The organism is Methylopila sp. Yamaguchi (assembly GCF_002897035.1).
Taxonomy (GTDB): domain Bacteria; phylum Pseudomonadota; class Alphaproteobacteria; order Rhizobiales; family Methylopilaceae; genus Methylopila.
The window spans coordinates 61,695-83,624 of record NZ_BAUX01000007.1; the positions used below are offsets into that span (position 1 = coordinate 61,695).

Genomic DNA, 21,930 nt, shown 5'->3' on the forward strand with positions numbered 1-21,930 from the left:
GGCCCGAGGAGGCATTCCGCATGGACGAAATCCTTATCATCGGCGGCGGCATCGGCGGCCTCACGCTCGCCCTCGCGCTTGAGAAGGCGGGAGTTCCGAGCCGCATCTATGAGGCCGCGGCCGAGATCCGGCAGATCGGCGTCGGCATCAACGTGCTGCCCTACGCTACGGAGGTTCTTGCAGGACTGGGTCTCGAGCCCGCGCTCGCCGAACGGGCGATCGCCACCCGTGAGGCCGCCTACTTCAGCCGGTCCGGGGCTCTCATCCACCGCGAGCCGGTCGGCCGCTTCGCCGGCCTCGACGCCCCGCAGTTCTCGATCCACCGGGCGGATCTGGTCGACGTTCTGCTCGGCGCCGTGTGCGAACGGCTGGGCGCGGACCGGATCACGTTGGGCGCCCGCTGCGTCGGCGCGCGGCAGACGGCGGACGGCGTCACGGCGGACCTCGTCGACCGACGGTCCGGCGCGCCTCTCCCGCCCGCGACCGGCGCGGCGCTGGTCGGTTGCGACGGCATCCACTCGACAATCCGGGCCCTGTTTTATCCGGACGAGGCCCCGCCGCGGTACTCGGGCGTCTTTATGTGGCGCGGCGTTTCGCGCGGCCCCCGCCTACTGACGGGGGCGAGCATGGTCCGCGCCGGCGTCACGAGCGTCGGCAAGATGGTCGTCTACCCGATCAAGGACCTCGACGACGGTCGTCAGCTCCTGAACTGGGTGGCGGAGCTGGACCTGCCCGACAGCGCATCCGGCTTCACCCGCGACCGGGACTGGAACAAGACCGGCGACGTCGCTGACTTCGCCCACGTCTACGCCGATTGGCGTTTCGACTGGCTCGACGTGCCTGCGATGATCCGCGACGCGGAGATCGTGCTTCGTTTCCCGATGATGGACCGCGACCCCGTCGACCGCTGGAGCTTCGGCCGCATCACGCTGCTCGGCGACGCGGCGCACCCGATCGTGCCTCTCGGCTCCAACGGCGCCGGGCAGGCGATCCTCGACGCGCGGGCGCTGGCGGACAGCCTCTCGCTCGCGCCGCCGAAAGCCGCCTTCCTCGCCTACGAACGCAACCGTCTCCCGGCCACCACGACGCTCGTGATGTCCGATCGAGCCGGCGTCCCCGACGAGCGCCTGCGCGCGGCGCACGCGCTCGAAGCCGCTTCCTGATCCCCCGATCCCTGCGCTGCAGGGCGCCGACGTGGAGAACGCAGCAATGGCTTACCACTGGTCCCCCGACAGCTGGCGGTCGAAACGCGCGCGCCAGATGCCGACCTACGCCGACCGCGGCGCGCTCGAGCGCACTGAACATGGCCTGAAATCGCGGCTTCCCCTGGTCTCGATCGCCGAGACGCGGCGTCTGAAGTCGCAGCTCGCTCGCGTCGCGGCGGGCGAGGCCTATCTGCTGCAGGGAGGCGATTGCGCGGAGAGCTTCTCGGAATGTGACGCCGAGTGCCTGCGCGCCACCGTCGCCACGCTGATGCAGATGTCGGCGGCATTGACGCTCGGCGCGCTCGCGCCCGTGGTGAAGATCGGCCGCCTGGCCGGGCAGTTCGCTAAGCCGCGCTCGGAACCGACCGAAGTCCGTGACGGCGTCGAGCTGCCTTCCTACCGCGGCGACATCGTCAACGACGCGGCCTTCAGCCAGGACGCCCGCGACGCCGATCCCAGCCGCATGCTCGCGGCCTACGCACAGTCCGCCTCGACGCTGAACCTGGTCCGGTCACTTTCGCAGAGCGCATTGGCGGACTTCACCCGCATGGGCGCGGGCGCCTGGGGCGCAGGCCGCGGCGACCACGACGCCCTCAGCGCGCGTTTGAGCGAAACCGCGGCCTTCATGTCGGCCGCCGGACTGATCGCCGGCCCCGGCCTGCAGATGACCATGAGCGAGATCTATTCGAGCCACGACGCCGTGCTGCTGAACTACGAGGAGGCGATGACCCGCTTCGACGCCGACAGCGGGGACTGGTACGACGCCTCCGCCCACATGCTTTGGATCGGCGAGCGCACCCGCGATCCCGCCGAAGCCCATGTCGAGTACCTCCGCGGCGTCGGCAACCCCGTCGGCCTGAAGTGCAGCGCAACGCTGGGACGCGACGAACTGCTCAAGCTGATCGACATCCTGAACCCTGCGAACGAACCCGGACGGCTGACGCTCATCGTCCGCATGGGCGCGGACGCGATCGAGGCGCGCTTGCCCGCCTTGGTCCGCACGGTGCGGAGCGAAGGCCGCGCGGTGGTCTGGGCGAGCGACCCGATGCACGGCAATACGGTGAAGCTCTCGAACGGCATGAAGACGCGGCCGTTCGAAGCCGTGTTCGCCGAGGCGAGCCGCTTCTTCGACGTGCTCTGGAGCGAAGGCGCGCACCCGGGCGGCCTGCACTTGGAGATGACCGGCAAGGACGTGACCGAATGCACGGGCGGGCGCCGCGGCGTGACCGAGGCGATGGTTCCCGAGCGCTACCACACCGCCTGCGACCCGCGGCTCAACGGCTCCCAGGCCCTCGAGCTCGCCATCGGTATCTCGGAACAGATCAAAGCCGAACGAGAGGCTCGGATGGCGGCGACGACCTACGACAGCCGCCTCCCCTTGCGCTCGGACCCGCGCGTCGCCTGAGCCTTCATCGCACCTGAGGAGAGACCGCCATGTCTGCGTCCCACGTCCTCAAACCGCGTCCCACGTCGATTGCGACGGTCACGCTGAGCGGAGGCCTCCGAGAGAAGCTGATCGCCGCCGCAGCGGTGGGCTTCGACGGCGTCGAGATCTTCGAGAACGATCTCCTCGCCTACGCCGGCTCGCCGCAAGACGTGGGGAAGCTCGCTAGGGATCTCGGTCTTACGATCGTGCTCTATCAGCCTTTCCGGGATTTCGAAGCGACCCCTGGGCGCCTTGCGGCTAACCTCGATCGCGCCGAACGGAAGTTCGACGTCATGCAGCAGCTCGGCGTCGATCTCCTGCTCGCGTGCAGCAACACGCAGGCGGACGCGGTGGACGACGACGCCCGAGCGGCGGCGGATCTTTACGCGCTGGCGGACCGGGCCGGGGCGCGCGGACTGCGGATCGGCTACGAGGCCCTCTCCTGGGGAAGGCGCGTCCGCCGATGGGCGCGCGCCTGGGACATCGTGCGGAAAGCGGAGCACCCCGCCCTTGGCCTCGTGCTCGACAGCTTCCACACGCTGTGCGTCGGCGACGCCTTTCCGGGTCCCGATGAGGCGCCTCCCGGCGACAAGATCTTCTTCGTCCAGTTGGCCGACGCGCCGCGGCTCACGCTTGACCCGCTCTCCTGGAGCCGTCACCACCGGGTGTTTCCGGGCCAGGGCCAGCTGGCCGTCGCCCCGTTTCTGAAAGCCGTCTGCGAGGCCGGATACGCCGGCCCCCTCTCGCTCGAGGTCTTCAACGACAATTTTCGAGCGGCCCCTGCCCTTGCGATCGCGCGCGACGGACTTCGCTCTCTCCTCGCCCTGCAGGACGAAGCGCGTGTCGCCGGCGGCGCGCCATTGCCCGCCGCCGGTACGCACCGCGGCGTCGCCTATCTCGAATTCGCAGTGGACCAGCGCGCCCGCGAAGCGTTCGCCGCGCGCTTCATCGAGCTTGGCTTTGTCCACGTCGGCGCACGGCCGGCGAAGGCCGTCGATCTGTACCGCCAGGGCGAGATCGCCATCGCGCTCAACGCCGACCCTCGCGGCGAAGCGGGCGGGCGCGCCCGCGTCTGTGGGCCGTCGCTGCACGCGATCGGCCTTGCCGTCGACGCCCCCGCGGCGGCTCTGGCGCGTGGGCGGGCGTTCCGCTGCGAGGCCTCGCCCTCCGATGATGGCGTCAGAGACGCGTCGTCCCTCGTCTTACGGACGCCTGACCGCATCCTGATCGAGCTGCTAGGACCCGAGGGCCTCGGGGAGGTCTTGGCGCGCTTCGATCCCATAGAGCAGGACCAGCAGGCCGCCGGTGGCCTCAGGCGCATCGATCATCTGGCGCAGGCGATTCCGCTGCAGGAGATGGACGGCATCGCCTTGTTCCTCACGGCCGTCTTGGGCCTTTCCGCCCAACAGTCGTTCGAAATCGCTGATCCTCATGGGTTGATCGAAAGCCGGGCTTTGGTGAGCGATGGGCGAGCGCTGGCGTTGCCCCTCAACGCGACGAAAAGTGCGGACACCATGACGGGCCGACGCATCGCCCGGCCCGAACGGCCGGCTGTACACCACATCGCTTTCGAAACTGACGACATTTTCGCGGCGGTTCGCTCGATGCGAGCCCGGGGAGCGGCAACCCTTTCAATTCCTCACAATTACTACGAGGATCTTGGGTCACGGTTCACGCTCGACAGCGAGTTTGTAAATCGCCTCGAACGTCACTCCGTCATGTATGACGAGGACGAAACCGGACACTTCCTGCATGCCTACGGCCCCGCCTTCGCAAACGGGCTTTTCTTCGAGATCGTCGAAAGAAAGGGTTACTCAGGATTTGGCGCGCCCAACGCCCCCGTCCGGGTCGCGTGTCAAGCTCATGAGTATGAGCGAGAATGTCCAACTTGAGACCTCCCAGGTCGCGCGATCGCGGATGGCATGGGGCAATCCGACTCTTACTTCCGCTGAACTTGAGCCGTAACGTCATAGCTGCGACGTCACCGCTGCCGCGCGCGCAGCGGCGACATAAGTAAGTTTCGCCGGAGCCCGTCGACGTCAGCGAGACACGGGATCGCGGCCACGGAAACGCCACGGAAACCCGCGAACCGACCGCGAACATGCAGTGGCTCTTAGGTCGACAAATCGTTGCAAAATGAGCAGCTGCAGCGTCGAGGGATACGTTGACATCGTAGGGGTCACAGGTTCGATCCCTGTCACGCCCACCAACAGAATGAGGCGGTTCCGGAGCTTCCGGGGCCGCCTCATTTGTTTCAGACGTAAGGAACCCGCGCGTTCGTTGGCCGGACCTCTCGCGACCTCACGAACGCCTTGGTGTCGCGGCGCTCGATCGCGGAACGCCGCTCAGGCCGCCAGATGCGACGGCGCCCCTGACGAAGTCGTGAGCCCCGCTGTGGGAGCGCTTTGGCGCCCTAAGTTTTCACGTGATGACGGAGCTCACGCCCTTCGAGATCGACGCCGCACTGCGCCTTCTGGCAGCAACAGTGTGCGGCCTCGCCGTCGGCTTCAACCGCGATCTCAAGCAGAAGCCGACCGGGATGCGGACGCTCGGCCTTGTGAGCCTCGGGGCGTGCCTCGTGTCGCTGGCCGGTCTCCAGGCTGACCCCATGCGGTCGGATCCCGACGCGATGAGCCGCGTGGTGCAGGGCGTGCTTCAGGGCGTGATGACGGGCATCGGCTTCATCGGCGCCGGCGTGATCCTGAAGCAGCCGGGAGACGGGACCGTCAGGGGCCTGACGACGGCCGCCACGGTCTGGATCACCGCAGGGCTTGGCGTGGCCTGCGCGCTCGCGTCGTGGACGATCATCGCGCTCGGCGTCGTGCTGGCGCTGCTCGTGCTGATCCTGCCGCGCAAGGTGGCCAAGGCGATCGGCGCGAACTTCGACGACACCGACTGAACGGCGACCTCGCGGCGCTGCGTCCGGCCTCCTTTCTAGAAGCGCCTGCCGCGGGCGTGCGTCGCCTCTCGCCGTCGCACAGTTGGCGCTTTCGCCATCGCGCGTTTGCGGCGCTCGGCCCCTCCGGGCCGCCGCACGGCACGCAATTGGCGCCTGCAGTCTGGAACGTTTCGAACAGCTGAGCGCTTCAGTCCAGTTGGCTCGTTGGAGAGCGACGGCTTCGCTCGGCTGACGAGCCTTGGCTGTCTGACGCCGCCGGCGCGACGTTTACAGAGATGAGGCGGCCAGCATGGCGGACGCAGAAACCACCAAGACCACGATCTCGGCGACGCACCTTGGCGCCGGCGGCGAACTTCATCAGACCGCATCAAGCCCCGGCGCCCGGATCACCACCAATCACGGCGCGCCGATCAGCGACAACCAGAATTCGCTGAAGGCGGGCGGCCGCGGTCCGACGCTGCTCGAGGACTTCGTTCTCCGCGAGAAGATCCAGCATTTCGATCATGAGCGGATCCCCGAGCGCATCGTCCATGCGCGGGGCTCAGCCGCCCACGGCTTCTTCGAGTTGACGGAGTCGCTCGCCGACGTCACGACCGCCAAAATCCTCACCGAAGTCGGCAAGAAGACTGAGGTCTTCACACGCTTCTCCACCGTCGCCGGCGGCGCGGGGTCGGTCGACACGCCGCGCGACGTGCGCGGCTTCGCGGTCAAGTTCTACACCAGCGAAGGCAACTGGGACCTCGTCGGCAACAACATCCCGGTGTTCTTCATCCAGGACGCGATCAAGTTCCCGGACCTGATCCATTCGGTGAAGATGGAGGCCGACAGCGGCTATCCGCAGGCGGCGTCCGCCCACGACACCTTCTGGGACTTCATCAGCCTGATGCCGGAATCGACCCACATGATCATGTGGGCGATGTCGGACCGCGCCATCCCGCGCTCGCTTCGCATGATCGAGGGGTTCGGCGTCAACACCTTCCGCCTGCTGAACGCGGACGGCGTCGCGACACTCGTGAAGTTCCACTGGCGGCCCAAACTTGGCGCCCAGTCCACCTGCTGGGACGAGGCGGTCAAGATCGCCGGCGCCGACCCGGATTACCACCGGCGCGACCTTTACGAGGCGATCTCGGACGGCGCGTTTCCCGAATGGGAGTTCGGCGTCCAGCTCTTCACCCAGGAGGAGGCCGACGCGCTGCCGTTCGACATCCTCGACGCGACCAAGATCATCCCCGAAGAGGTCGCGCCGATCCGCGTGATCGGCCGGATGGTGCTGAACCGAAACCCCGACAACTTCTTCGCCGAGACGGAGCAGGTCGCGTTCCTGCCGACCAACATCCCGCCCGGCATCGACGTGTCGGAGGACCCGCTGCTGCAGGGCCGGCTGTTCTCCTACCAGGACACCCAGCTCTCGCGCCTCGGGACGGTCAACTTCCACCAGCTCCCGATCAACCAGGCGAAGGGCTGCCCGTTCCAGAACTTCCAGCGCGACGGGCGGATGCAGACGAGCGTTCCGAAGGGCCGGGCGAACTACGAGCCGAACAGCCTGTCCGATGCCGGCGAGGACGGCGGCCCGCGGGCCGACCCCAAGGGCGGCTTCCGGACGACGGCCGTCCCGGTCGAGGGTACCAAGGCGCGGATCCGGTCCGAGACCTTCGCCGACCATTACAGCCAGGCGCGGCTGTTCTTCCGGTCGCAGACGAAGCCGGAGCAGGCGCATATCGCGAGCGCGCTCGTGTTCGAGCTTTCGAAGGTGTCGCTCGAGCACGTGCGGCTGCGCGTGCTCGCCAACCTGCAGAACGTGGACGAGGAGCTCGCGACGCGCGTCGGAGCCGGGCTCGCCATGGACCTGCCGGAGAAGGCGAAAGCCGCCGTCGAGCCGATCGACCTCGATCCGTCGCCTGCGCTTCGCATCGTCGGCAAGTATCCGGAGACGCTTCGCGGCCGCGCGCTGGGGTTGCTCGTCACCGACGGGGCCGACGGCGCGATCGTCGACGCGCTCAAGGCGGCGGCCGAGTCCGAAGACGCGAAGGTCAAGATCGTCGCGCTCAAGGTCGGCGGCGTGACGCTGAAGGACGGTCGGAAGCTGAAGGCCGACGCTCAGTTGCAGGGCGCCCCCTCGGTCATCTTCGACGCGGTCGCGATCGTGGCCTCCGAAGCGGGCTGCGCCGAACTTCTGAGGGAAGGCGCGGCGATCGACTTCGCCAAGGACGCCTTCGGCCACCTTAAGGCGATCGGGCATACGAAGGAGGCGCAGCCTCTGCTCGACAAGGCCGGAGTCGAGCCCGACGCCGGCGTGGTCGATCTTGGAAGCGGCGCGGAGGCGTTCCTCAAGCCTGCGCGCACCCGTCAGTGGGACCGCGAACCGAAGGTGCGCATCCTCGCCTGATCGTCGCACACGTCGCGGCGACCCCGGCCTCCGGCGGCGCGCGCCGCCGGGGCTCGTTGTGCGGACGCGGCGAGCCCCGCGAACGAGTTAGCCCGCGTTTGCTTGCCGGGGGGGACGGCAGGACTCGCGCACGACGAGAGAGACCGGCACCCGGACGCAGCGCGGAGGTTCGGTGGTGCGGCCCGTGACGCGGTCGAGAAGCATCTGGGCGGCGTGGCGGCCCATTTCAGCGCGGTCCCACTGCAGCGCGGTGATCGCCGGCGTCGACAGCTCTGCGAGGTCGGAGTCGCCTGTCTGCATCTCGGTGACCTCCTCGCCACGGGCCCCGGGCGCGCGCTGGCTCCGTCGACCGCGAAGGCGTGTCTTCGCCGCTGTCGACGGTCGTTAGAGGGCGTCTCCGGACGCGGGGAACCATCGGTTCTCCGGCCGCGGCAGGCCGAGGTGATCGCGCAGCGTCCGGCCTTCGTAGGCGGCCCGGAAGATTCCGCGGCGGCGAAGCTCCGGGACCACGCGGTCGACGACATCGTCGAGCCCCTGCGGCAGATAGGGGAACATGACGTTGAAGCCGTCGCAGCCTTCCGCTTCCAGCCACTCCTGCATGCCGTCGGCGATGGTCTGGGGCGTGCCGACGAAGGCGAGGCCGGAGTAGCCGCCGACGCGTTGCGCGATCTGCCGGATGGACAGGTTCTCGCGGCGGGCGAACGCGACGATCCGCTCTTGCGAGCTGCGGCTGGCGTTGGTGGCGGGCAGGTCCGGCAGCGGTCCGTCCGGATCGAAGCCGGAGACGTCGTGGCCGAGCATGGTGGAGAGCGATCCGAAGGCGCTGTCGACGTGCACCAGCGCGTCGAGCCGGGCGCGGCGTTCGCGCGCCTCCTCCACGCTATCGCCGACGACGATGAACGCGCCTGGCAGGATCTTGAGATGATCGGGGTCGCGCCCGACGGCCGCCATCCGGCCTTTGACGTCCTTGTAGAACTCCTGCGCCTCGGCGAGCCGGCGCGGCGCGGCGAACACCACCTCCGCCGTCTCGGCCGCGAGCTGGCGGCCGGGCTCCGAGGCGCCAGCCTGCACGATCACCGGCCAACCCTGCGGCGGGCGAGCGATGTTGAGCGGACCCCGCACCGACAGAAACTCGCCCTTGTGGCCGAGCGCCCGCATGCGCGAGGGGTCGACGTAGACGCCGGCCTCGACGTCGCGGACGAAGGCGTCGTCGGCGAAGGAGTCCCAGAGCCCGGTGACGACGTCCACGAACTCCCGCGCCCGCCGGTAGCGGTCGCCGTGCTCCACGTGCTCCTCGAGGCCGAAGTTCAGCGCCGCCTCCGGGTTCGAGGTGGTCACGACGTTCCAGCCGGCGCGCCCCTCCGACAGATGATCGAGCGAGGCGAAGCGGCGGGCGACGTGGTAGGGCGCGTCGAAGGTCGTTGAGGCCGTCGCGACCAGGCCGATCCGCTCCGTCACCGCGGCGAGCGCCGACAGCAGCGTGAACGGCTCGAACGAGGTCACCGTGTGGCTGCGCTTCAGCGCGTCCGCGGGCATGTTCAGCACAGCGAGGTGGTCCGCCATGAAGAAGGCGTCGAACGCGGCCTCCTCCAGACGCTGCGCCATGCGCTTGAGATGGCGGAAGTTGAAGTTCGCGTCGGGCCAGGCGCCGGGATAGCGCCAGGCGCCGGTGTGCAGGCTCACCGGGCGCATGAAGGCGCCGAGCTTCAGTTGGCGCGCCATGCGCAGCGTCTCCTCAGGTTCGGGATCACGCTTACGCCTCCCCGCCCGCGGCCGCCACTGCACGCGAAGCGGGTCTCCCTCCACAGGCGCGCGCGGCGCGGGATTGTGCAGTTGCCCAATTCGTGTTCAAGTCGATGCGCGACTGTGCGCCATCCGCCGCGCCGTTTCCGAATCGCCGCACGCCAAGCGCGTCAGCGATCAGCGGCTTCAGCGGAAAAAGGCCGGGCCCATAGCGACTTGCGGCGCGCTCCGCTCCGCGCGTCCGCCCGAAATACGCGGCCTTCGGGCCGCACGCTTCGTCGTGCGCGAAGACATCTACGGTCCACTCTTAAGATCTGCGACAACACATTGGGCGCGTCGAGCCGGCTCCGGCGGCGGTCGAATGAGCGGAGTGCGATGCAATCGGCTCAGATCTGCGGCGTACACAAACTATTGAACGCCGCCCAATCACGGCTGCGACTTTCGTCACAGGCTCGACAACTTCCGTCAGACGCAGCCTTCGACCCGAGGCGGCAAAGAACAACTCAGATTATCCTCGCCATCCGCAAGGATGAGGCGTCCGGTCGCACTGTGTTCCGAATGTCTCATATCGATGACGATCGTCGTTCGCGAGAACTATCCCCCCTCGCGCCCGGCAGAATTCCGCGGATACTGCGATTGCGAATGGCAGTTCTGTCGAAAACAGTTTCGGGGATTAAGCAAATGATTAAGAACGCGGGGATCGCGCTTGCTCTGGGCGCGTCGTTCGCCCTCGCGGGGGCTGGGCAGGCTTCGGCCGCCGACCTCTCGGCGCCGGAGACCCTTGTCACCGAAGTGACGCCGGTGTGGGACGTCGCTTTCGGCGTCGCCTTCATGAACGACTACCGCACGCGCGGCATCAGCAACTCCGCCAAGGATCCGGCGATCCAGGGCTACGCCGAGCTGCAGGCCTTCGACTGGCTCTACGCGGGCATCTGGGCGTCGAACGTCAACGGCTTCTCGACCGATCCCTCGGCCGAAATCGACCTCTACGGCGGCGTGCGCCACACCTTCGGCGCCCTCACCCTGGACGGCGGCGCGCTGTTCTACTGGTACCCGGGCGAGACCGGCGGCGAGACCAACTACTGGGAGCTGTCGTTCAAGCCGAGCTACGCGATCAGCGACGACCTCGTGATCAGCGGCACGCTGCTGTACGGCTGGGACATCGGCAACGCTGGCGGCGACGGCCTCTACCTGGTGGGCGGCGCCAAGTACACCCTGCCCTTCCAGACCATTCCCGACGTCGCCTTCTACGTCTCGGGCGAGTTCGGCAAGCAGTGGCTCGGCAAGACCGACTCCGGCTTCAACCCGAAGAACTATCTGACCTGGAACGCCGGCGTCGGCGCCACCTACAAGGCGGCGACCCTCGACGTGCGCTACATCGACACCGACCTCAGCAAGAACGAGTGCGCCTTCAACACCGGCGCGCGCGGCTGGTGCGGCTCGACGGCCCTCGTGAAGCTGTCGTTCGACACCGCCTTCAGCAAGCTCAAGTAAGCTTCTAAGAAAAAGGGGGCCGCGCCGGCCGGCGCGGCCCCCTTTTGATGTCTGGAGCCGGCCATGAACGGCGTCCCCGCTTACGTCCTGCTCGCCCTCGCCATCGTCGCGGAGGTCATCGGGACCTCAGCGCTGAAGGCGTCCGACGGGCTCTCGCGCCTTGGGCCGAGCCTGGTCACTCTGCTCGGCTACGGCGTCGCGTTTTACCTCCTCTCCCACGTCCTGAAGACGATCCCCACCGGCGTCGCCTACGCGATCTGGTCCGGCGGCGGCATCGTGCTGATCGCGCTGGTCGGCGTCGTTTGGTTCCGCCAGGCTCTCGACGGGCCGGCGCTCGTCGGCGTCGGGCTGATTCTCGCGGGGGTGATGGTGGTGACGCTGTTCTCGAAGTCCGTCGCGCACTGACGCGGAGCGTCAGCCTGCATCGGCGTCGCAGGCGAGCGTCCGGCGCACCCGCCCGTAGACGCTGGCCCCCGGGTCCAGCCAGTCCTCCTCGGCCGCGGCGAAGCCGCGCCCCCAATCGTTGATCCGGCAGACCGCCGCCTCCGCGTCGCGCGCCAGCCGGCGCGCCCTGGCCACGTCCCCCACGTAGACCCCGAGCGACAACCCCGGCCCCAGCGCTCTAAGCCGCGCCGCGGCGTCGGCGTTGGTCGCCACGCCGCATGTGAGAACGATCGGCGCGAACACGGGGGCGCGCGCGATGGCCATGTCTTCATGGCCGTCGTCGAGCAGCGTCGGCTTGAGGAAGGCAGCACGGCTCCGGGCGCCCGGATCCTCCGCGCGACCGCCGAGCTTCACCCGCGCGCCGTCGCGCCGCGCCGCTTCGATCAGCGCGAGCGCGCGCTCGAGCTGATCGCGCGAGGCCATGGGGCCGACCTCGACCGCCGGATCCATCGGATCGCCCATCGCAAGCGCGGCCATTTCCGCGCGAAGCCGCTCGACGAGCGTTTGACGCGCGGCCTCGGCGACGAAGACGATCGTCTCACTCAGCGCGCGCGCGCGAGCGAACCGCCGCGCGCCGCGCGCGATCTCGAAAGCCGCGCGCGCGACATCGGCGTCATCGGTCACCAGCACCGCAGATTTCCGCGGCGCGTCCGCCCAGCCCACAGAGGGGCCGCCGGCGGCCCGCGCCGCCCGGTCGGCGTCGTCGCCGCCCAGCACTTCGAACGCGCCCTCGGGCGCGCCCGCCTCGCGCGCGATCGCCGCGAGGCGGGACAGGGCTCGGGTCTTCCGCGCCGCGGAGCACGCGACCGCCGTCGCGCCTTCGGCCAGCGCCGGCCCGACGCCACGGCTCGCAAGCAGCAGCGGCGCGCTCCAATGGGCCGGGGCCAGGATGGAGGCCGGCGGGCAGCGGTCCGCCCAGCCGCTCCGGCCGCCGCCGAAATCGACGTGGTCGGCCGCCGGCGCCGCGGCTTGCTCGGCGGCGCGCTCGAAGGCGCGGATCACTCGCGGCAGGTCGTGCGCCTCGACGTCGGCCACCGGGCGACCGGTGTCGCGCGCCTCCAGCCGGGCGATCGCTTTGCGTTCGTCACGCAAGCGCAACGCCACGCGCCGCAGCACCTCGCCCCGCTCCCCGCGCGTCGCGGTCCGCCAGGCGAGGCTTCCGCCCGCGTCCGACGACCTCCACGAGCGGGCCGGCGTGGAGGGCGCCGCGGCTTGCGCGGGGACCGAGGCCGGGCTCGACGCGCCTTCCCGCGCGATCAGAAGGGTGACGAGCTCCCGCACGATCGATCGGGCCTCGGACCCATCGGACCTGACGACTCCGGTCGAGTGCGACTGCAGCCAGAGGCCGTCGATCGTCGCGGCGATGAAGGAGACGGAGATTTCGAGCCGCGCGGGATCCACCAGGGGCCGCAGCCCGTAGCGCAGGTTCGCCCGCATGCGCTGCTGGTAGATCGACTGCACCCGGCGGTAGGGCTCGGAGTGCATGATCTGGCCCCAGAACGCCAGCCAGACGGCGCTGGTGCGCGGATCGAACTCCTCTGGCGCAAGCGCCGACTCCGGGACCGCAAGCACCCGCTCCAGCGGCGTGCGCGCCGCGCGCAGCCGCGCGGCCGTCGCCCGTGCGAGCCTCGCCGCCATGAACCGCAGCGTCGCCTCCAGCAGCCCGTCCTTGTCGCCGAAATAATGCGCGAACAGTCCTTGGCTGACGCCGGCGCGGCGCGCGATCTCGCCGAGCGACGCCGCCTTGAAGCCGACGTCGGACACGGTTTCGATCGTCGCTTCGATCAAATGCCGCCGGCGCTCCGCTTCGAAGCTGCGCATGGGCTCGGACGGCACGGCGGCGGACTGCGGTGGGGCCATGTCCAAAGCATACGACGCCGTTGAACATCTGTTCAACAGCGTTCTGGCAAACGGCTTCGCTTTCCATGCCGTCGCGCCCGCGCTACGCTGCACAGCACAATTTTTGAACAGAATGACGCACCATAAATCAATAATATGGCTGATTTTGCGCCGCAACAGCTCATTTTTTGCTATTGAACGATCATTCAATGCGTTCTAACGATTTAGTCACGCCAGTTGAAGCCCCGTTCACCTTGGAGGGTCTCCGTGATGCGTCTCCGCATGCTTCTGTCCGCGATCTGCGCAGCCGGACTCCTCGGCGGGGCACCCGCCCTGGCGGCCGAGCCGGCCGCCTGCAAGACTGTCCGGTTCGCCGACGTCGGTTGGACCGACATCACCTCCACCACCGCCATCGCGTCACGTATTCTCGAAGGTCTCGGCTACCAGACCAAGACCCAGGTGCTGTCCGTGCCGGTGACCTACGCCTCGCTGAAGTCCAAGGACATCGACGTTTTCCTTGGCAACTGGATGCCGACGATGGAGGCAGACCGCAAACCCTACGTGGAGGCCAAGCAGATCGACGTGATTGGGCCGAACCTGACCGGCGCGAAGTACACGTTGGCGGTGCCGACCTATCTCTACGACAAGGGCCTCAAGACCTTCGCCGACATCGAGAAGTTCAAGGACGAGCTGCACGACAAGATCTACGGCATCGAGCCGGGCAACGACGGCAACCGGCTGATCCTCGGCATGATCAAGGACGGTAAGTTCGGCCTCAAGGGCTTCGATCTGGTCGAGTCGAGCGAACAGGGCATGCTGGCGCAGGTCGACCGCGCCCAGCGGCGCAAGGAGGCGATCGTCTTCCTCGGCTGGGAGCCGCATCCCATGAACACGAAGTATTCGATCAAGTATCTCGAGGGCGGCGACGACGTGTTCGGCCCGAACCTGGGCGGCGCAGAGATCTACACCAACCTGCGCGCGGGCTACGCCGGCGAGTGCCCCAACCTCGGGACCTTCTTCAACAAGCTGACCTTCACACTCGACACCGAGAACAAGGTCATGGGCGCGATCCTGTTCGACGGCATGGACGGCGGCAAGGCCGCCGAGAGCTGGCTGAAGGCCGAGCCCGAGGCCTGGAAGGGATGGCTCGACGGCGTGACCACCATCGATGGCCAGCCCGGCCTGCCGGCGGTGCGGAAGAGCCTCGGACTGAACTGATCCTTTGACCGGGCGGCGCGCTTGATCGCCGCCCGCCGCCCCGAGCCGCCGCGGCGCGCTGGGGTCTCTCCGCCGCAGACATCGCTTCGCCTCGAGCAGAGGACTGCGCATGACCGACTGGCTGACCACGCACAAGATCCCGCTTGGACCTGTGCTCGCGACGGCGATCGAATGGCTGACCGACCACGGCCAGGCGTTTTTCGACTTCATCGCGATCGCGCTCTCGGCGCTCGTCGACGGCCTCACCGACCTCCTGCTGTGGATTCCCGCGCTGATCCTTGTCGCGGCTTTCGCGATAGGGGCCTATGCGCTTCACCGTTCGATCGGCCTCGTCGTCTTCATCGTCCTGTCGCTGCTGCTGGTGATCAACCTCGGCTACTGGGAGGCGACGATGCAGACGCTCTCCCTGGTGATCTGGGCGACGGCGACCTGCATCGTGATCGGCGTCCCCGTCGGCATCGCCGCCGCGCATCGGCCTTGGCTCTACCAGGCGATCCGGCCCGTGCTCGACCTGATGCAGACGATCCCGACCTTCGTGTACCTGATCCCGACCCTCGTGCTGTTCGGCCTCGGCACGGTGCCGGGCGTGATCTCGACGGTGATCTTCGCGCTGCCCGCGCCGATCCGCCTGACGCAGCTCGGCGTCTCGACCGTGCCGGAGGCGCTGCGGGAGGCGGCGCTCGCCTATGGCGCGACCAAGCGGCAGCTGCTGTTCAAGGTGGAGTTGCCGCACGCCATGCCGACGATCCTCGCCGGCGTCACCCAGTGCATCATGCTCAGCCTGTCGATGGTGGTGATCGCCGCCCTCGTCGGCGCGGACGGCCTCGGCAAACCGGTCGTTCGGGCGCTGAACTCCGTCAACATCTCCATGGGCTTCGAGGCCGGCATCGCCATCGTCATCCTCGCGATCATCCTCGACCGCGTGTGCAAGCGGCCCGAGCGCCGCGCCAAGAGGAGGTCGGCATGACCATCCCCGCCGAACCGGGCGTCGCCGCCGCCGCTCCCGCGGCGACGCCGAGCCGCGCCGACAACGCCGTCGAACTGCGCGACCTCGCGATCATTTTCGGCCGGACGAAGGAGGCGCTCGCCCTCGCCGACGAGGGCGCGAACCGCGACGAGATCCGCGACAAGACCGGCGCGATCCTCGGCGCCTACGGGGTCAACCTCGACATCCGCAAGGGCGAGATTTGCGTGCTGATGGGCCTCTCCGGCTCTGGCAAGTCGACCGTGCTGCGCGCCGTGAACGGGCTTAACAAGACCGCGCGCGGTGAGGTGATGGTGCGCCACGAGGGCGCGCTGGTGGACGTCGCGACCTGTGGGCCCAAGACCCTGCGCGACATCCGCCTCAAGACCGTCTCCATGGTGTTCCAGCAGTTCGGCCTCCTGCCCTGGCGCAGCGTGCGCGACAACGTCGGCTTCGGCCTCGAGATCCGCGGCATGGGCGCGGCGGAGCGGCGCGCCATCGTCGACGAGAAGCTCGAGATGGTCGGCCTCTCGAACTGGGCCGACAAGCAGGTGCAGGAGCTCTCCGGCGGCATGCAGCAGCGCGTGGGCCTCGCCCGCGCTTTCGCCACCGACGCCGACATCCTGCTGATGGACGAGCCGTTCTCTGCGCTCGACCCGCTGATCCGCGACAAGCTGCAGGACGACCTGCTCGCGCTGCAGGAGAAGCTGCACAAGACCATCATTTTCGTGAGCCACGACCTGTCCGAGGCGCTGAAGATCGGCAACCGCATCGCCATCATGGAGGGCGGCCGCGTCGTGCAGTTCGGCGCGCCGGCCGACATCATGCTGCGCCCCGCGGACGCCTACGTCGCCGAGTTCGTGAAGCGCATGAACCCGCTGGAGGTGCTGTCCGTCGACGCCGTGATGAGGCCGACCGCCGACCTCACCCGCGCCGCCGGCGCCGTGCTGTTGGACGGCGACGGCGGAGCGGTCGCGCTGACGCTCTGCAGCGAGGGCAAGCCGCTGACGCTGATGATCAATGGCCAGGTCCGGACGATCGGAGCGGTCGACGTCTCGGGCGCCGTCACCCGGCAGGGCGACATCGTCGTGGCGCCCGCCGAGCTGCCGCTCAAGGCCGCGATCGACGTGCGCCGACAGTCGAACTACCCGATCGCGCTCGTCGACCAGCTCGGCCGCCTCGCCGGGCTCTGCGATCACGAGGACATCTACAAGGGCCTGCTGCGATGACCGCCGCCGCGCGCATTCCGTCTCCCGCCGCCGCCTCTCCGCGTTTCGGCCTTCAACGGCCGCACATCGGCGGTGCCTACGTGGACGCCGTCGGCGGCGAGTCCTTCGAGACGGTGAACCCCGCGACGGGCGAGGTGCTGGCGCAGGTGCAGCAGGCCTCCGCCGCGGACGTCGACCGCACCGTGAACGCGGCGGCCGCCGGCCAGAAGGTCTGGGCCGCGATGACCGCGATGGAGCGCTCGCGCGTGCTGCGCCGCGCCGTGGCGCTGCTCCGGGATCGCAACGACGAGCTGGCCGAGATCGAGACGCTCGACACCGGCAAGCCGCTGGCGGAGACGCTCGCCGTCGACGTGGTCACCGGCGCGGACGTGCTCGAGTACTACGCCGGCCTCGCGCCGGCGCTCGAAGGCCGGCAGATCCCCCTGCGCGAGACCTCCTTCGTCTACACGCGCCGGGAGCCGCTCGGCGTCGTCGCCGGCATCGGGGCGTGGAACTACCCGATCCAGATCGCGCTCTGGAAATCGGCGCCGGCGCTCGCCGCCGGAAACGCCATGATCTTCAAGCCAAGCGAGGTGACGCCTCTCACCGCGCTGAAGCTGGCCGAGATCTACGCGGAGGCGGGGCTTCCCGCAGGCTGCTTCAACGTGCTGAACGGCGCGGGCGCCGGCGTCGGCGCGGCGCTCACGGAGCATCCGGGGATCGCCAAGGTGTCGTTCACCGGCGGCACGGCCACAGGCAAGAAGGTGATGGCCTCGGCCTCCGCCTCGACGCTCAAGGACGTCACCATGGAGCTCGGCGGCAAGTCGCCGCTCATCGTGCTCGACGACGCCGACCTCGACCGCGCCGCCGACATCGCGACGGCCGCGAACTTCTTCTCCACCGGCCAGGTCTGCACCAACGGCACCCGCGTCTTCGTGGCGAGGCCGCTCATGGCGGCGTTCGAGGCGAAGGTGGTCGAACGGGCGAAGCGCATCCGCCTGGGCGACCCGCTCGACCGCGCCACCAACTTCGGGCCGCTCGTCAGCTTCGCGCATCGCGACAAGGTTCTGGGCTACATCGCGCGCGGCAAGGCCGCCGGCGCGCGGCTGCTGACCGGCGGCGGGACGCCCGGCGGCGCGCTCGCGCGCGGCGCCTATGTGGAGCCCACGATCTTCGCCGACTGCACGGATGAGATGGACATCGTGCGCGACGAGATCTTCGGGCCGGTGATGAGCCTGCTCGCCTACGACGCCGAGGACGAGGCCGTCGCCCGCGCCAACGCCACAGCCTACGGCCTCGCGGCCGGCGTCGTCACCCGCGACCTCGCGCGCGCGCACCGCGTCATCCACCGGCTCGAGGCCGGCATCTGCTGGATCAACACCTGGGGCGAGTCGCCGGCCGAGATGCCCGTCGGCGGCTACAAGCAATCCGGCGTCGGGCGCGAGAACGGCGTCGAGACGCTGGAGCGCTACACGCAGTGCAAGTCGGTCCAGGTCGAGCTCGGAGACTTCGCCGCGGTGTTTTGAGGTTCGGACACGAGGCTCCCCCTCACCCGGAGGGCTATCGCCTACGACCTCTGCCCGCCGGGCAAAGGTGACGCTCACAGTCGTCGTGGACGGTTCGGACACGGAACGAGACGGCGTCGTTCTCCACTCTCCCCGGTGCGGGGAGGTCGGCCCAAAGGGCCGGGTTGAGGGGAGTTGCGGCGCGGGAGATCACGGGACCAATGATCATGGCCCAAGGCAAGGCCCAGGAATTCGACTACATCGTCATCGGCGCCGGCTCCGCAGGCAACGTGCTGGCGACGCGCCTGACCGAGGACCCGGACGTCACCGTGCTGCTGCTCGAGGCCGGCGGGCCGGACTACCGGCTCGACTTCCGCACCCAGATGCCGGCGGCGCTCGCCTTCCCGCTGCAGGGCCGGCGCTACAACTGGGCCTACCTGACCGATCCCGAGCCGCACATGAACGGCCGGCGCATGGAGTGCGGCCGCGGCAAAGGGCTGGGCGGATCCTCGCTGATCAACGGCATGTGCTACATCCGCGGCAACGCCATGGACTTCGACGGCTGGGCGCAGGCGCCGGGTCTGGGCGATTGGACCTACGCCGACTGCCTGCCCTATTTCCGCAAGTCCGAGACCCGCGACGTCGGGCCGAACGCCTATCATGGCGGCGACGGCCCGGTGTCGGTGACGACCTCGAAGCCGGGGGTCAACCCACTGTTCGAGGCGATGGTCGCGGCCGGCGTGCAGGCGGGCTATCCCCGCACCGACGACCTCAACGGCTACCAGCAGGAGGGCTTCGGCCCGATGGATCGGACGGTGACCCCGAGAGGCCGTCGCTCCTCCACCGCGCGCGGCTATCTCGACCAGGCCAAGGGCCGGCCGAACCTCACGATCGTCACCCACGCCACCACCGACCGGATCCTGTTTTCGGGCCGCCGCGCCGTCGGCGTGTCCTATCTCATCGGCGCGAGCGACGAGGCGACCGTCGCCCACGCCCGGCGCGAAGTGCTGCTCTCGGCGGGCGCGATCGCCTCGCCCCAGATCCTCCAGCGCTCCGGCGTCGGCCCCGCCGCCCTGCTGCGCGAGGTCGGCGCGCCCCTCGTGCAGGACCTGCCGGGCGTCGGCCGCAACCTGCAGGACCACCTCGAGATGTACCTGCAGTACGAGTGCTTGAAGCCGGTGTCGCTGGCGCCGGCGCTGAAGTGGTGGAACCAGCCGAAGATCGGCGCCGAGTGGCTTTTCGCCGGCAAAGGACTTGGCGCCTCCAACCAGTTCGAGGCCGGCGGCTTCATCCGCTCCAGCTCGGAGTTCGCCTGGCCGAACATCCAGTTCCACTTCCTGCCGGTCGCGATCTCGTACAACGGCACCAACGCCTTCGAGGGCCACGGCTTCCAGGCTCATGTGGGCTCCATGCGCTCGCCCAGCCGCGGCCGGATCGCGCTGACCTCCATGGACCCGCGCGCGCACCCGTCGATCCTGTTCAACTACATGAGCCACGACCAGGACTGGCGCGAGTTCCGCGACGGCATCCGCCTGACGCGCGAGATCATGCGCCAGCCGGCGCTCGACCCTTACCGCGGCCGCGAGATCAGCCCGGGCGAGGCGCGCCAGACCGACGCCGACCTTGACGCCTTCATCCGGCAGCACGCGGAGACCGCCTACCACCCCTCGTGCTCCTGCAAGATGGGCGAGGACGAGACGGCGGTGGTGGACGGCCAGGGCCGCGTGCACGGGTTCGAGGGCCTGCGCGTGGTCGACGCCTCGATCATGCCGCTGATCATCACCGGCAATCTCAACGCCACCACGATCATGATGGCGGAGAAGATCGCCGACCGGATTCGCGGCCGGGCGCCGCTCGCCCGTAGCGACGCGCCCTACTTCGTCGCCGGCGACGCGCCGGTGAAGCGCCCGGCGCAGCGGGCCGCCTGACGGCGCGCCGGATCAGCCGCCGCGCGCTGGGCGAGGATCTCCGAGAGGTTGCTCTCGATCCAGTCCGCGAGCGCGTTGACCTTCTCGGCGGCCCCGCGGCCAAGCGGGGTCAGGCTGTACTCGACGTGCGGCGGCACCACCGGCAGGGCGCGGCGCTCCACCAGTCCGTCCTCCTCCAGCGCTTTCAGCGTCTGAGCGAGCATGCGCTCGCTGACGCCGCTCACCCGGCGGCGCAACGCGCTGAAGCGCAGCGTTCCGGACCGGAGCGCCACCAGCGCCAGCACGCCCCAGCGGCTCGTCACGTGCTGCATGATTTCGCGCGACGGGCAGCGCACGGAGAACACGTCGCCGCGCGCCATGCGCTCCTCGAGCGGCGCGCCTGTGAGCAGAGGATCGGTCGCCATGACGCTTACCTTTCTGTGCGTACTTACGAAAAGTAAGCTATTGGCGTAGCAATGCGGACGCAACGGCAAACCTCGAAAGGACCCGTCATGTTCGCCATCACCGGAGCTACCGGCCAACTCGGCCGCCTCGTCATCGAGGCGCTGACCAAGACCGTTTCCGCCGACCGCATCGTCGCCGCCGTACGTACGCCGGCCAAGGCCGCGGATCTCGCCGCCAGGGGCGTCGTCGTGCGCGAGGCCGACTACGATCGTCCCGAAACCCTGGCCGCAGCCTTCGCAGGCGTCGAAAAGCTGCTGCTGATCTCGTCGAACGAAATCGGTCGGCGCGTGGCCCAGCATCAGGCCGCGATCGACGCCGCCCGCGCGGCCGGCGTCGGCTTCGTCGCCTACACCAGCGTCTTGCGCGCGCCCGCCTCCGAGCTCGGCTTGGCCGAGGAGCACCGCCAGACCGAAGCGGCGCTCGGCGCCTCGGGCCTTCCCCACGCCCTGCTCCGCAACGGCTGGTACACCGAGAACTATCTCGCGAGCGTCCCGGCGGCGTTGGCGAACGGCGCAGTCTTCGGCGCCGCCGGCGAGGGCCGCATCGCCGGCGCCGCCCGCGCCGACTACGCGGAAGCCGCGGCCGCCGTGCTGACGCGGGACGACCAGGCCGGCGTTGTCTGGGAGCTCGCCGGGGCGCCGAACTGGACGCTGGCGGACTTCGCGGCCGAACTCAGCCGGCAGACTGGACGGACGATCCCCTACCGCGACCTGAGCGAGGCGGACTACGCCGCGGCGCTGCTGCAGGCAGGCCTCCCTGAACCGGTCGCGCGGCTGCTGGCCGACAGCGACGCCGCCGCGGCGAAGGGCGCGCTCGACGGCCATGGCGACGATCTCCGCCGGCTGATCGGCCGTCCGTCGACGCCGCTCGCGGACAGCGTCGCGCAGGCGCTGAAGGGCTGAGGTCCAAAATCGGAGCGGCGCCTGGTGATTTCGGCGCCGGCGCAATCATCTGCCCCCGTCTCGCGCGCAATGCAACAAGCCACAGCGGCGGAGCGCTACAGCATAGGTAGCGCTTCACCTCGACGTTGCGGACAGGCATCGTGCGCGGAGACAAGTATGTTCCGGGCAGATGAAACTTATCATAATAAAAAAATCAGAAGATCTTGCGCATAGGCTGTCAGATGCGGCTGAGGCGGAAGGCTATACCTTCGAGTTTGTCTCGGACGCGCCGAAAGAGGGCGCGCCGAGCGTCGCCGGCGGACGCGACGTCGCGCTGATCGCCGCG

17 protein-coding genes are annotated in these 21,930 nt (G+C 69.0%); 13 read left to right on the forward strand and 4 right to left on the reverse strand.

Annotated features, from left to right (window positions below):
- Positions 1 to 20 precede the first annotated feature (20 nt).
- The 5 genes from METY_RS09810 to METY_RS09830 all read left to right on the forward strand — a co-directional run bounded on the left by METY_RS09810 (position 21) and on the right by METY_RS09830 (position 7,916).
- Entirely contained in the window at positions 21 to 1,163 is a 1,143-nt protein-coding gene (locus METY_RS09810; RefSeq protein WP_103121211.1) for an FAD-dependent monooxygenase, read from the forward strand.
- A 46-nt stretch (positions 1,164 to 1,209) separates the two neighbouring features.
- Positions 1,210 to 2,610, forward strand: a complete 1,401-nt coding sequence (locus tag METY_RS09815; protein ID WP_103121212.1) for a 3-deoxy-7-phosphoheptulonate synthase class II — start codon at positions 1,210 to 1,212, stop codon at positions 2,608 to 2,610.
- Between the two features lie 29 nt (positions 2,611 to 2,639).
- Entirely contained in the window at positions 2,640 to 4,523 is a 1,884-nt protein-coding gene (locus METY_RS09820) for a bifunctional sugar phosphate isomerase/epimerase/4-hydroxyphenylpyruvate dioxygenase family protein (protein WP_103121213.1), read from the forward strand.
- A 536-nt stretch (positions 4,524 to 5,059) separates the two neighbouring features.
- Entirely contained in the window at positions 5,060 to 5,530 is a 471-nt protein-coding gene (locus METY_RS09825; RefSeq protein WP_103121214.1) for an MgtC/SapB family protein, read from the forward strand.
- A 289-nt stretch (positions 5,531 to 5,819) separates the two neighbouring features.
- Positions 5,820 to 7,916 carry a catalase gene (locus METY_RS09830; RefSeq protein ID WP_103121215.1) on the forward strand — a complete coding sequence of 699 codons (2,097 nt, stop codon included), beginning with the start codon at positions 5,820 to 5,822 and terminating at the stop codon, positions 7,914 to 7,916.
- 87 nt (positions 7,917 to 8,003) lie between these two features.
- On the opposite strand, the gene METY_RS09835 is transcribed toward METY_RS09830, so the two are convergent.
- Both METY_RS09835 and METY_RS09840 read right to left on the reverse strand, forming a co-directional pair.
- A complete protein-coding gene (locus METY_RS09835) occupies positions 8,004 to 8,216 on the reverse strand; it encodes a substrate-binding domain-containing protein (RefSeq protein WP_244593585.1) in 213 nt (70 codons plus the stop codon).
- 84 nt (positions 8,217 to 8,300) lie between these two features.
- Positions 8,301 to 9,638, reverse strand: a complete 1,338-nt coding sequence (locus METY_RS09840) for an LLM class flavin-dependent oxidoreductase (protein WP_103121216.1) — start codon at positions 9,636 to 9,638, stop codon at positions 8,301 to 8,303.
- Between the two features lie 702 nt (positions 9,639 to 10,340).
- Here METY_RS09840 and METY_RS09845 point away from each other — a divergent pair.
- Complete coding sequence (locus METY_RS09845) at positions 10,341 to 11,153, forward strand: TorF family putative porin (RefSeq protein ID WP_103121217.1); 813 nt, start codon at positions 10,341 to 10,343, stop codon at positions 11,151 to 11,153.
- Between the two features lie 63 nt (positions 11,154 to 11,216).
- On the forward strand, positions 11,217 to 11,558 hold the full coding sequence (locus tag METY_RS09850; RefSeq protein WP_103121218.1) for a DMT family transporter: 342 nt from the start codon (positions 11,217 to 11,219) through the stop codon (positions 11,556 to 11,558).
- Between the two features lie 9 nt (positions 11,559 to 11,567).
- On the opposite strand, the gene betI is transcribed toward METY_RS09850, so the two are convergent.
- Positions 11,568 to 13,457, reverse strand: coding sequence for a transcriptional regulator BetI (gene betI / locus METY_RS09855; RefSeq protein ID WP_244593586.1), 1,890 nt, complete (start codon positions 13,455 to 13,457; stop codon positions 11,568 to 11,570).
- A gap of 249 nt (positions 13,458 to 13,706) precedes the next feature.
- Between betI and METY_RS09860 the strand changes: the two genes are divergently transcribed.
- From METY_RS09860 to betA, 5 genes are all read left to right on the forward strand, one after another.
- Positions 13,707 to 14,654 (forward strand): choline ABC transporter substrate-binding protein, encoded by a 948-nt coding sequence (locus METY_RS09860; protein ID WP_103121220.1) that lies wholly within the window; start codon positions 13,707 to 13,709, stop codon positions 14,652 to 14,654.
- Positions 14,655 to 14,763: 109 nt separating this feature from the next.
- On the forward strand, positions 14,764 to 15,621 hold the full coding sequence (gene choW / locus METY_RS09865) for a choline ABC transporter permease subunit (RefSeq protein ID WP_103121221.1): 858 nt from the start codon (positions 14,764 to 14,766) through the stop codon (positions 15,619 to 15,621).
- Positions 15,618 to 16,847, forward strand: a complete 1,230-nt coding sequence (gene choV / locus METY_RS09870) for a choline ABC transporter ATP-binding protein (protein ID WP_200819645.1) — start codon at positions 15,618 to 15,620, stop codon at positions 16,845 to 16,847. Before choW ends, choV begins: the two co-directional genes overlap by 4 nt.
- Positions 16,844 to 18,352 carry a betaine-aldehyde dehydrogenase gene (betB, locus tag METY_RS09875; protein ID WP_103121222.1) on the forward strand — a complete coding sequence of 503 codons (1,509 nt, stop codon included), beginning with the start codon at positions 16,844 to 16,846 and terminating at the stop codon, positions 18,350 to 18,352. Before choV ends, betB begins: the two co-directional genes overlap by 4 nt.
- A gap of 206 nt (positions 18,353 to 18,558) precedes the next feature.
- Positions 18,559 to 20,259, forward strand: coding sequence for a choline dehydrogenase (gene betA / locus METY_RS09880; RefSeq protein WP_103121346.1), 1,701 nt, complete (start codon positions 18,559 to 18,561; stop codon positions 20,257 to 20,259).
- Here betA and METY_RS09885 read toward each other — a convergent pair.
- On the reverse strand, positions 20,205 to 20,663 hold the full coding sequence (locus METY_RS09885) for a winged helix-turn-helix transcriptional regulator (protein WP_200819646.1): 459 nt from the start codon (positions 20,661 to 20,663) through the stop codon (positions 20,205 to 20,207). The two genes, betA and METY_RS09885, sit on opposite strands and share 55 nt — an antisense overlap.
- An 87-nt stretch (positions 20,664 to 20,750) precedes the next feature.
- Here METY_RS09885 and METY_RS09890 point away from each other — a divergent pair, with 87 nt between their 5' ends.
- Positions 20,751 to 21,605: an SDR family oxidoreductase gene (locus tag METY_RS09890; RefSeq protein ID WP_103121223.1), complete on the forward strand. Its 855-nt coding sequence runs from the start codon at positions 20,751 to 20,753 to the stop codon at positions 21,603 to 21,605.
- Positions 21,606 to 21,930: the final 325 nt, after the last annotated feature.

Bases quoted from the DNA above. Each gene is read 5' to 3' on its own strand.
- METY_RS09810 (WP_103121211.1), top strand. From the start codon at position 21: ATGGACGAAATCCTTATCATCGGCGGCGGCATCGGCGGCCTCACGCTC.
- METY_RS09815 (WP_103121212.1), top strand. From the start codon at position 1,210: ATGGCTTACCACTGGTCCCCCGACAGCTGGCGGTCGAAACGCGCGCGC.
- METY_RS09820 (WP_103121213.1), top strand. From the start codon at position 2,640: ATGTCTGCGTCCCACGTCCTCAAACCGCGTCCCACGTCGATTGCGACG.
- METY_RS09825 (WP_103121214.1), top strand. From the start codon at position 5,060: ATGACGGAGCTCACGCCCTTCGAGATCGACGCCGCACTGCGCCTTCTG.
- METY_RS09830 (WP_103121215.1), top strand. From the start codon at position 5,820: ATGGCGGACGCAGAAACCACCAAGACCACGATCTCGGCGACGCACCTT.
- METY_RS09835 (WP_244593585.1), bottom strand. From the start codon at position 8,216: ATGCAGACAGGCGACTCCGACCTCGCAGAGCTGTCGACGCCGGCGATC.
- METY_RS09840 (WP_103121216.1), bottom strand. From the start codon at position 9,638: ATGGCGCGCCAACTGAAGCTCGGCGCCTTCATGCGCCCGGTGAGCCTG.
- METY_RS09845 (WP_103121217.1), top strand. From the start codon at position 10,341: ATGATTAAGAACGCGGGGATCGCGCTTGCTCTGGGCGCGTCGTTCGCC.
- METY_RS09850 (WP_103121218.1), top strand. From the start codon at position 11,217: ATGAACGGCGTCCCCGCTTACGTCCTGCTCGCCCTCGCCATCGTCGCG.
- betI (WP_244593586.1), bottom strand. From the start codon at position 13,457: ATGGCCCCACCGCAGTCCGCCGCCGTGCCGTCCGAGCCCATGCGCAGC.
- METY_RS09860 (WP_103121220.1), top strand. From the start codon at position 13,707: ATGCGTCTCCGCATGCTTCTGTCCGCGATCTGCGCAGCCGGACTCCTC.
- choW (WP_103121221.1), top strand. From the start codon at position 14,764: ATGACCGACTGGCTGACCACGCACAAGATCCCGCTTGGACCTGTGCTC.
- choV (WP_200819645.1), top strand. From the start codon at position 15,618: ATGACCATCCCCGCCGAACCGGGCGTCGCCGCCGCCGCTCCCGCGGCG.
- betB (WP_103121222.1), top strand. From the start codon at position 16,844: ATGACCGCCGCCGCGCGCATTCCGTCTCCCGCCGCCGCCTCTCCGCGT.
- betA (WP_103121346.1), top strand. From the start codon at position 18,559: ATGGCCCAAGGCAAGGCCCAGGAATTCGACTACATCGTCATCGGCGCC.
- METY_RS09885 (WP_200819646.1), bottom strand. From the start codon at position 20,663: ATGGCGACCGATCCTCTGCTCACAGGCGCGCCGCTCGAGGAGCGCATG.
- METY_RS09890 (WP_103121223.1), top strand. From the start codon at position 20,751: ATGTTCGCCATCACCGGAGCTACCGGCCAACTCGGCCGCCTCGTCATC.